Origin of the sequence: Xenophilus azovorans DSM 13620, assembly GCF_000745855.1 — a bacterium.
Lineage (GTDB): Bacteria > Pseudomonadota > Gammaproteobacteria > Burkholderiales > Burkholderiaceae_C > Xenophilus > Xenophilus azovorans.
The window spans coordinates 1-8976 of sequence record NZ_JQKD01000095.1; the positions used below are offsets into that span (position 1 = coordinate 1).

General features: G+C 62.8%; 10 protein-coding genes and 2 pseudogenes. 6 read left to right on the top strand and 6 right to left on the bottom strand.

Features of this window, described 5'->3' with window-relative positions; all coding sequences use genetic code 11:
- The 4 genes from Q392_RS25670 to Q392_RS25680 all read left to right on the top strand — a co-directional run.
- Window positions 1-224 (top strand): transposase domain-containing protein (locus tag Q392_RS25670; protein WP_038215032.1); only part of this gene is annotated, 224 nt, incomplete at its 5' end.
- Window positions 225-414: 190 nt separating this feature from the next.
- Window positions 415-762: a DUF4148 domain-containing protein gene (locus Q392_RS25675; protein WP_038215041.1), complete on the top strand. Its 348-nt coding sequence runs from the start codon at window positions 415-417 to the stop codon at window positions 760-762.
- A 230-nt stretch (window positions 763-992) separates the two neighbouring features.
- Window positions 993-1253, top strand: coding sequence for a heavy-metal-associated domain-containing protein (locus Q392_RS32330; protein WP_043387409.1), 261 nt, complete (start codon window positions 993-995; stop codon window positions 1251-1253).
- 569 nt (window positions 1254-1822) lie between these two features.
- Entirely contained in the window at window positions 1823-2107 is a 285-nt protein-coding gene (locus Q392_RS25680; RefSeq protein ID WP_038215044.1) for a CopK family periplasmic copper-binding protein, read from the top strand.
- A gap of 302 nt (window positions 2108-2409) precedes the next feature.
- Here Q392_RS25680 and Q392_RS25685 read toward each other — a convergent pair whose 3' ends face one another.
- The 4 genes from Q392_RS25685 to Q392_RS25700 are packed head-to-tail and all read right to left on the bottom strand — an operon-like array spanning window position 2410 to window position 6137.
- On the bottom strand, window positions 2410-2682 hold the full coding sequence (locus Q392_RS25685; RefSeq protein ID WP_003097518.1) for a DUF2933 domain-containing protein: 273 nt from the start codon (window positions 2680-2682) through the stop codon (window positions 2410-2412).
- Between the two features lie 33 nt (window positions 2683-2715).
- Complete coding sequence (locus Q392_RS25690; RefSeq protein ID WP_003090303.1) at window positions 2716-3201, bottom strand: DUF411 domain-containing protein; 486 nt, start codon at window positions 3199-3201, stop codon at window positions 2716-2718.
- A 37-nt stretch (window positions 3202-3238) separates the two neighbouring features.
- Window positions 3239-4219, bottom strand: coding sequence for a copper resistance protein B (locus tag Q392_RS25695; protein WP_005408883.1), 981 nt, complete (start codon window positions 4217-4219; stop codon window positions 3239-3241).
- Window positions 4220-4244: 25 nt separating this feature from the next.
- The gene (locus Q392_RS25700) at window positions 4245-6137 is read right to left on the bottom strand and encodes a copper resistance system multicopper oxidase (RefSeq protein WP_084217409.1); all 1893 of its coding nucleotides are present in this window, start codon (window positions 6135-6137) and stop codon (window positions 4245-4247) included.
- 243 nt (window positions 6138-6380) lie between these two features.
- On the opposite strand from Q392_RS25700, the gene Q392_RS25705 reads away from it, so the two are divergent.
- Entirely contained in the window at window positions 6381-7040 is a 660-nt protein-coding gene (locus tag Q392_RS25705; RefSeq protein ID WP_011804656.1) for a heavy metal response regulator transcription factor, read from the top strand.
- Window positions 7041-7101: 61 nt separating this feature from the next.
- Window positions 7102-7751: pseudogene (locus tag Q392_RS33960) on the top strand (IS3 family transposase); the annotation flags it as partial.
- Between the two features lie 211 nt (window positions 7752-7962).
- Here Q392_RS33960 and Q392_RS25720 read toward each other — a convergent pair.
- Together Q392_RS25720 and Q392_RS25725 are read right to left on the bottom strand one after the other, a co-directional pair.
- Window positions 7963-8649 (bottom strand): annotated as a pseudogene (locus Q392_RS25720) (FTR1 family iron permease); the annotation flags it as partial.
- 53 nt (window positions 8650-8702) lie between these two features.
- On the bottom strand, window positions 8703-8976 hold a 274-nt coding region (locus tag Q392_RS25725; RefSeq protein WP_038215066.1), incomplete at its 5' end, for a transposase domain-containing protein.

Consider the following 8976-nt stretch of genomic DNA (forward strand, 5'->3'; position numbering starts at 1 on the left):
CGATCCGGCCGTTCGTCGTCGGCAGACGCAGTTGGTTGTTCGCCGACACCGTGGGCGGCGCCAACGCCAGTGCCAACCTGTACTCGTTGATCGAGACCGCCAAGGCCAACAACGTCGAGCCCTACCGCTACCTCGTCGCGCTCTTCAAGAAGCTGCCGCTCGCGCAGACCGTGGACGACTACGAGGCTCTGCTGCCCTGGAACATCGCGCTCGGCGAGCCGTAGAGCGCGGATCGCGGATCGGCGCCGGCGCCGGCGCCGCGCGCAAGGGTGTGGTTGATGGACCGCTTACGGAACATCGCGCTCGGCGAGCCGTAGAGCGCGGATCGCGGATCGGCGCCGGCGCCGGCGCCGCGCGCAAGGGTGTGGTTGATGGACCGCTTACAGTTCATCGACTTTTACAAGGACTCCTATCATGACTCAACGTAGCCACTCCATCTCTTCCATGATTGCAGCCGTAGCCGCGGCTGCCGCCCTGGGGTTGCCGGGAATGGCCTCGGCTGAATACTTGCATCCGACTAGCGACGAAGTCGGCGTGGTCGTTCACGCGGACCACTTCAAGAGCGAGAAAACCCGTGCGCAGGTCCGAGCCGAGGCCGAGGCTGCGGTACAGCAGGGACTCCTCAATTTCGGCGAGGGCAGCTACCCGCCTCCGGTGCCCAGTGCCGGACCGGGCAAGACGCGCGAAGAAGTGGTTCGCGAGCTGCTGAGCGAGACGCCGGCGGAGCGGAACGCACGCATGCAGCTCTACAGTGGAGGCTGATTGTCGGTTAGGGCGAACGGCGGAGAGCCGAAGAGCATCCAACCTCGTACAAGATGAAGCCGCCGCGCAGCGCCGCGGCGGCTTCATCTTGTACGAGATGCTCGATGAGAAGCCCAGCGTCTGCTCCGCTTGGAGTGGGCCCTCGATGGGAGGCCAGAAACTGACACTTGACATTGCCACGATGGCAAGGTCTAGAGTCAGCAGCACCTAACCACTAACGGAGAGAACCAATGCTTGCATTCGAGGTGAACGATATGACCTGCGGCCATTGCGCCAGCACCATCACCAAGGCGGTCAAGACCATCGACCCAGGTGCAGATGTCCAGGTCGACCTGGGCCGCCATTTGGTGAGCGTGGCAACCGATGCGAATGCGGGCATCGTCCAGAAGGCGATTGCCGACGCTGGGTATTCGCCCGCTCAGGTGAACGCGCCGGCTGCTGCACCGGCATCCGCTGTCAAGCGAGGGGGCTGTTGCGGCTCCTGCCACTGATTGCGGGGCAAGAGCCCGCACGCTCACGTGAGCCCGTCTGGGAGGGCTACTATGGTCTGGCCGACCGTTCCTTCGGAGCAAGGCCCACGGTAGACCCGCGTGTCCCCGTCTGAAAGAGCGCGGGTGGAGCTGATGGCCGTGGCATTTCAGTCGATGTCGTCGACCAAGGTGGTGCAGCCGCGTGGATGTCTCTGAGCGCTCGGGCACGGAACAGCTCGGGCTGTACTACTTCGGTTGGCGTCACGCATGCAGAGCCCCGTCCGCGTGGCCGAAATCAGGTGCTTGATGTGCGAGTGGCCCAGGGCTCGTGTGCCACCGTCGCCCGGCTTGCTCGGTGAACACGCCTTGGATGGGCCATTTACTGCGAGCGGGAAGTCCTATGACGAGCCGGTGGTCCAAGGGCTTTCGGCGGGAGCATGCCGTTTCGGTGTGTTCGCTGCTTGCAGAGCCTATCTCTTTGGGGACGCCGCATTAACGCAATGTAATCATGGCGCAATCGCTTGGAAAGCGACACGCTCCTACAGTGATGACGCGACGCAAGTTGCCGTCGTTTCACAAAGGAGCTGATCATGAAGTCTTATATCGTCCTCGCCACTCTGTTGGGCGCGCTTTCCGCACCGGCATTCGCCGGTGATGCCGCAGTCCAGGCTGCCAAGGAGATGATTCCGTTGGCCGATGGAGGAACGCTCTACATCTTCAAAGACGGCCTCATGGCGCAGGAAGACCGTTTTGGCCGCGCGACATATCAGAAGATCGGTACGTCCGTGGTTGCGAAGGACGGCCGGAACATCGCCATCACCAGCAATGAAGTTGCACGCCTCTACTCTTTGCTTCGGAAGGGGCATCGCGGCTGACTCAGCGGCACTCGGCTGAGCTTGTGTCGCAGCCTTACAGTTCTACATATGGGCTGTGAGGCCACTGGCGTTGCACGCCGCGAGCATCCCGGCTGGTCACTGGGGCGAGAGGTCCGGTGGGCCCTGAAGACAAACACGTTTGTGGTGCCCGTACGAATGTTGCAGAGGGGGCAACAGAGGGCGCCGTCACAGACGCGCTGGACTCGTTTCTTGCTCATCGCTGTCTGGTGATCGCAGCAGGCCGCAGGCGCGCAAGGAGACAAGCGCGGCGTCGCGTGCTCGCACGGTGCGAGTGCCTCGACTCATTGCTTCTGCTCCTTGGAGGCTGCGGCACCTTCCTTACCCTGACGCGCGGCATGATCGTGTCCGCCGTGGCCGTGACCACGGTGCATGAACAGGTGCATCAGCGGACAAGCCGCCAGCAGCAGGAAGGGGAGATAGCCGGCAACATGTGCCGTGTGCTCCTTGAGCAGGAAATACGCGGCGACAGCGGCGATGATGAGGAACGCCACGCCGTAGCGCGATCGCCAGAACCGGGGGCGATCGCTGGGGGTCTGTGTGTGCTGATGCTGCATGGCATATCTCCACGGAGAAGGGTTGATGGATGGTCAGCGATGCGACTGATAGACCGTGCTGCTACCGTTTTTCCCAATCAGCAGCACGTCGTAGGCGTCCTTGCGTCCACCATAGGCCGGACCATCCATGCCGGGCGAACCGACCGGCATGCCGGGCGCCGCGAGGCCGATGGCCTGCGGGGCTTCGCGCAGCAAGCGTTGAATGTCCGAGGCAGGCACATGACCCTCGATGGCATAGCCGCCGATCTGCGCCGTGTGGCAAGAACCGTACTTCTGCGGGATGCCCAGCCGCGTGCGCGCTGCGGTGTTCCCGGTGTCGAGAACCTGCACATCGAAGCCTGCGCCTTGCAGGTGTGAGACCCAGTCCTTGCAGCATCCGCAGCTCGGGTCCTTCCAGACCTTGGCAATCGGTCGGCTCTGCGCCAGGCTCGGTCCTGCGAGTGCCATCACCAACAAGCCAGCGATCAATGCCTGGCGTCTCGGCACTTTGCCCTGGCTTCTGTCGTAGTGCATGTTCATGGATCGCCTCTCATCAGATGATCAAACCCGCTAGGTTCTAGAACCAGAATCGCACGCCAGCCACCCAGCGCGTCTGCTGCGCACGGCCGCCTTCGGCACGCACATAGTCCGCGGTGCGTCCGAAGCTGCCCGCCCGTTCCACGCCGATATAGGGGGCGAACTGGCGACTGAATTCATAGCGCAGGCGCAAGCCAGCAGACGCTTCGGCCAGGCCCTTGCCGATACCGCGTTCCGGGTCGTCCTTGCCATAAAACTGCAACTCGGCGCGAGGCTCCAGAATCAGTCGCTGGGTCAGCAGCAGCTCGTAGCTGCCTTCGACACGCAGCGCCGTACGTCCACCACTTCCCACGTAGCCCGTCGCCTCCAGCTCGAACCAGTAGGGGGCGAGGCCCTGGATGCCGAAAGCCAACCATTGACGGCTCGGGCCTTCCCCGTTATCCACCCGAACGCCGAGCTGGGTGTCCCAGTACGGTGCGACGGCGTGCCCCCAGAGAAGCTCGGTACGCGATTCTTCGAGCTTTCCTTTGGCGATATCGCCTTCGGCCTTCACGACGGCCTTGTTGTACGTCGTCCCATACCACGCCTGGAGGTCGTAGGCCGTGGAGTCGTCTCCTTTGCGCGTGAAGCGGCGTTCCAGAGTTTCGCCGCGCAACGAAAAGAACCTGTGTTCGTCGGCCAGCATCAGCCGCGGCACACCGGGTACGGCGTAGTCGCCCGATCCCAATGTCAGGCCATTGGAGTAGCCATGCGGATCGCGGGCGTCAGGAGGCGCCGACCCGCCCTGCATCTGCATGTTGCCGTGATCCATGGCCGGGGCCGCGGTCGAGCCGCTCGCCGACGTCGCGTGACCCGCGTGCGGGTCGGCGGCAGGAGCCACGGTCTGAGTGGATGGCGCGGCCGTTTGAGCGTCGGCCTGGCCGTGCGCTGCATGGTCGTTCTGTGCTTGTGCCTGGGCGGCGACGCTTACCAGGGCCAGAAGCGTCGTGGCCAGTGCGCGAGTGGGGAGTGCTTTGGACATTCTTGGTCTTCCTTGTGCGCTGGGTTCAAGACACCACGACTTCGCGGAACATGCCGGCATCCATGTGGAACATCAGGTGGCAGTGCCACGCCCAGCGGCCGAGCGCGTCGGCTGTCACCAGGAAGCTGATGCGTTGTGCCGGCTGCACCGGCAGGGTGTGGCGGCGCGCAAGGAAGCGACCGTCGGGGCTTTCCAGCTCGCTCCACATGCCGTGCAGGTGCATGGGATGGGTCATCATGGTGTCGTTGTGCAGAATGACCCGCAGCCGCTCGCCGTGTTTGAAGTGCACCGGCGTGGACTTTCCGAACTCCAGCCCGTCCAGGGACCATGCGTAGCGTTCCATGTTGCCCGTGAGGTGCAGTTCGACCTCCCGGCCGGGGCCTCTCTTGTCCAGCGGCCCCGACGGGGTATGCAGATCCGCGAGGGTCAACACGCGCCGACCGTTGTTGCGCAGTCCGATGCCGGGGTCATCGAGGTTGGTGCGCGCCATGTCAACGCGCATGTCCGTGCTGGCACCATACTCGGTGCGAGCGTGGCGAGCAGTAGTGCTGGGCACGGCCAGTCCCCCCGCCGCCGCGGCGTGTTGGCTGTGATCCATCGCCATGCCACCGTGGTTCATGGCGCCGTGATTCATGCCTGCCATCGCCCCATGATCCATCCCGGACATCGAACCCGAGCCCATCCCGGTCATCCCGGTCATGCCCGTCATCCCGGTCATCTCCATGGCCTGGCCGGACCCGCCATGGTCCATGCCCCCCATCATGCCGCCCATCATGTCGTTCATGGTCAGCCATTCGACCGGATCGAGGGCAGGCACGGGAGCTTGAAGACCTTCACGCACGGCCAGCGTGGCACGCGCGTAGCCTGTCCGGTCCATCGCCTGGGCGAAGATCGTGTAAGCGTCATCCCGTGGCTGGACGATCACGTCGACGGTTTCGCCAGGACCGAATCGGAACTCATCGACGGTCACCGGCTCCACGTCAACACCATCGACGTGCACCACCGTGAGTTTCAGTCCTGGAATGCGTACGTCGTAGAAGGTGTTGCCCGCACCGTTGACCATGCGCAGCCGCACGCGCTCACCCGGTCGGAACAGCGCCGTCCAATTGCCGGCGGGGGTGACGCCGTTGGCCAGATAGGTCAGCGTGGCGGCAGACAGATCTGCGAGATCCGTCGGATTCATCCGCATCTCGTTCCACATCTTGCGCTTGTCGATCGCAGCGGCCGTGCCTTCGCGCGAGGCGTCCCGGAAGAAGTCGAAGACGGTAGGTTGGTTGTAGTTGTAATAGTCGCTTTGGGACTTGAGCTTGGTGAACACCCGCATCGGGTCTTCGTCGGTCCAATCCGAGAACAGCAGCACGTGGTCACGGTCGGCGTGGATGGTCTCGGCGCCAGCGGGGTCGATGATGATCGCCCCGTACATGCCCGTGAGTTCCTGGAAGCCGGAGTGCGAGTGGTACCAGTAGGAGCCGCTCTGCTGAACCTTGAAGCGGTACGTGAAGGTCTCGCCGGGAGCGATGCCATTGAAGCTGATGCCCGGCACGCCATCCATCTGATACGGCAGGATGATCCCGTGCCAGTGAATGGATGTGGCTTCACGCAGCTTGTTGGTTACACGGATTGTGACGGTGTCACCCTCGCGCCAACGCAATGTCGGTGCCGGCAGCGAGCCGTTGATGGTCGTAGCCACGCCTGGCTTGCCCGTGAAGTTCACGGGCGATTCGGCGATCACCAAGTCGAACTCGGTGCCCTTCAGCACAGGGGCGGCACCGCGCGTCGCGGAGCCTTGCTGGGCAAATGCCTTGAACGCCGGCGTGGACAGCCCAGCGAGAACGCCGCCGGCGGCTAACCCTTGGACGAAACGCCGACGAGAAAGGCCCTGTGTGGGCACGATAAAAAAGGGTGAACGAGGCGGCATGGCCTGAAATCCTCCATAGATGACTCGGAAGTCGTTCTAAACGCCACCCCATCCTGAGCGGCACAGTTCGACGCAATGCAGGTCATGCTATGGGTTGGGCACTTTCCATCGAATGACCCCTGAATTACATTCATGTAATGTTCGTGGAAGCTGGCAACCAGTAAATTGCTGATTGAAAGTGGATGAATGCGTACATCGTGAGCGGCTATTTTTCCGCGCCGTAGCGATTTCATGGGACATGCGATGAAACTGCTGGTCGTTGAAGACGAGAACAAGACGGCGGATTACGTCCGCCAAGGTCTCATGGAGGCGGGATTCGTCGTGGATCTGGCGCGCAACGGATTGGACGGACACCACCTGGCCATGGGCGAGACATACGATCTGGTGGTCTTGGATGTCATGCTGCCGGATGTCGATGGCTGGCGCATCGTGCGTGCCCTTCGAGATGCCGGTAAACAGGTCCCTGTGCTCTTTCTGACGGCGCGTGGCGGTGTAGACGACCGTGTCAAGGGATTGGAACTGGGAGCGGACGACTACCTCGTCAAGCCATTCGCGTTCTCTGAGTTGCTGGCGCGGGTGCGGACGCTGCTGCGACGCGGAAGCGCTCCGAGCCAGCCTGATCGCATCCAGGTTGCCGATTTGGTGCTGGACTTGGCGCGCCGGCGCGCAACGCGCGCTGGCCAACGCATCAATCTCACCAGCAAGGAGTTCGCGTTGCTTGAGCTCCTGGCCCGTCGCCACGGGGAGGTCCTTCCACGTTCTCTGATCGCGTCGCAGGTATGGGACATGAATTTCGACAGCGATAGCAACGTCATCGATGTAGCCATCCGCCGTCTCCGCGCGAAGATAGACGATGCGTTCAATCCGAAGCTCATTCACACCGTGCGTGGAATGGGATACTGAGGTTGCCCCCGAATTTCGGAGTTCATAGCTCAACCCGGAGAATGCCGGTATGGAGCATGAGATGAATGAAGTGAAAAGCAGAGGGAAGTACACCCTGGAGTTCAAGCAGGAGGCCGTCAGGCAGGTGAAGGGTGGACGGGCAGCGTCGGTGGTGGCCAAGACGCTGAGGATGCCCAAGGCCAGTCTGACGAACTGGGTCAGGGCCGATGCCAAAGGCCAGTTGGGGATGTCCGCAGAAGGTAAACCCGTGGCGATGGTGACCCCCGAGCAGGGGGAGATCGCTCGGCTGCGAGCGGAACTGGCACGGGTAAAGATGGAGCGCGACATCGCAAAAAAAGCCGCGGCGTACTTTGCACAGGACGTGTTGCAAGGTACGCCTGGATCAGGTCGATGAAGAGACGTTGGCCGATCACGCTGATGTGCGAGGTTCTGGAGGTCAGCCCCAGCGGGTACTTCAGCTGGCAAGCATCTGGGCGCGGGCCTGGACAAGGCCCCAGGCGCAGTCTTGGCGATGAGGCAGTGCTGGCGCACATCCGGGCCATCCACGCGCAGTTGCGTGGCGAATACGGCTGGCCGCGCATGCGCAAGGAACTGCTGTCGCGAGGCCATCGGGTGGGCAAGGAGCGGGTTCGGCAGTTGATGCAGCGCCACGGTATCCGGGCCAAGGGGCGCAGGAAGTTCGTGGTGACCACGGACAGCAAACATCGCCTGGACGCCCTTGCCCGCCAACTTCGCATGCCAACAACTGCGGCTGCCTGAAAACGGAATTGTTCAGGGCGGACTAGGTAATGGGTCACGCTGTTTGGCGTGCCAGCTGGCACGCGACGGAATTGCATCATGGGAAGTGGACGTCAACGCGGAGAGCATCCTTGGGGTAATCAGTGCGATGGTTTCGAGCCCAACGATTCAGGAGCACCGAACATCACGCCGCCTGCGACCGGCGAGCAGTCTGGGCATTCAGCGCAAAACCGACCAATGCAATGATGAGGATCACGGCTTGCGCTAAGGTGGTCTCTGCCGACGGATAAATCCCAAGCACTTCGATGCGTGGCCAATGGATCGGGCTGGCGCTCAGCCAACCGGCTTCTTGAAGACCCGCAACTCCCTTGCCCGCAAGCACTACAGCGAGGACAGCGACCAGAATCGAGCTGAGGCTGAAGAACTTTCCAATCGGCATACGGGCGCTGGTGCGCAGCATGAGCCATGCGAGGATAGTCAGGGCGGCCACCCCGCTCAGCAGTCCGCCGAGCAATGCACCGTTATTGCCGTCACCGGCCAAGGCCGAGTAGAAGAGCACCGTCTCGAAAACCTCGCGGTAGACGGCGATGAACGCCAGCGCGAACAACGCCCATGCCGAGCGGCGCGTCATGGCTGCGGAGAGCTTCTCCTTCAGATATGCCTGCCATTTACCGGCGGTGCTCTTCTGGTGCATCCAGAGGCCGACACTCAGCAGAACAATAGCAGCGAAGAGTGATGACACCCCTTCGGTCACCTCGCGGCTGGCGCCGCTGATGCTCACGAAGTAGGTTGCCATGGCCCAGGTCAAGCCTCCGCACGCGAGCGCCGTAAGCCAACCTCCATGGACGTAGGCCAGAACATCGCGCCGTTCGTATGCGTCCGGCGAAGTCACCTTGACCGCCAGTGCGTCGCCGGTGACAGCCCTCAAGCGGAAGGCGACCAGCGGTGCGGCAGCAGTTCGTCGATGCGGCTGGCCGGGTGGGCCGGCAGTCGTTCCAGCACGTCCTTGAGGTACGCATAGGGCTCGTGCCCGTTGATGCGCGCCGAGTGCAGCAGGCTCATGATCGCTGCTGCGCGCTTGCCCGCGCGCAGGCTGCCGGCGAACAACCAGTTCGACCTTCCGAGGGCGATGGGCCTGATGTGGTTCTCCACCCAGTTGTTCGAGATCGGCACGTCGCCGTCGTCGACGAAGTGCGTG

Bases quoted from the DNA above. Each gene is read 5' to 3' on its own strand.
- Q392_RS25675 (WP_038215041.1), top strand. From the start codon at position 415: ATGACTCAACGTAGCCACTCCATCTCTTCCATGATTGCAGCCGTAGCC.
- Q392_RS32330 (WP_043387409.1), top strand. From the start codon at position 993: ATGCTTGCATTCGAGGTGAACGATATGACCTGCGGCCATTGCGCCAGC.
- Q392_RS25680 (WP_038215044.1), top strand. From the start codon at position 1,823: ATGAAGTCTTATATCGTCCTCGCCACTCTGTTGGGCGCGCTTTCCGCA.
- Q392_RS25685 (WP_003097518.1), bottom strand. From the start codon at position 2,682: ATGCAGCATCAGCACACACAGACCCCCAGCGATCGCCCCCGGTTCTGG.
- Q392_RS25690 (WP_003090303.1), bottom strand. From the start codon at position 3,201: ATGAACATGCACTACGACAGAAGCCAGGGCAAAGTGCCGAGACGCCAG.
- Q392_RS25695 (WP_005408883.1), bottom strand. From the start codon at position 4,219: ATGTCCAAAGCACTCCCCACTCGCGCACTGGCCACGACGCTTCTGGCC.
- Q392_RS25700 (WP_084217409.1), bottom strand. From the start codon at position 6,137: ATGCCGCCTCGTTCACCCTTTTTTATCGTGCCCACACAGGGCCTTTCT.
- Q392_RS25705 (WP_011804656.1), top strand. From the start codon at position 6,381: ATGAAACTGCTGGTCGTTGAAGACGAGAACAAGACGGCGGATTACGTC.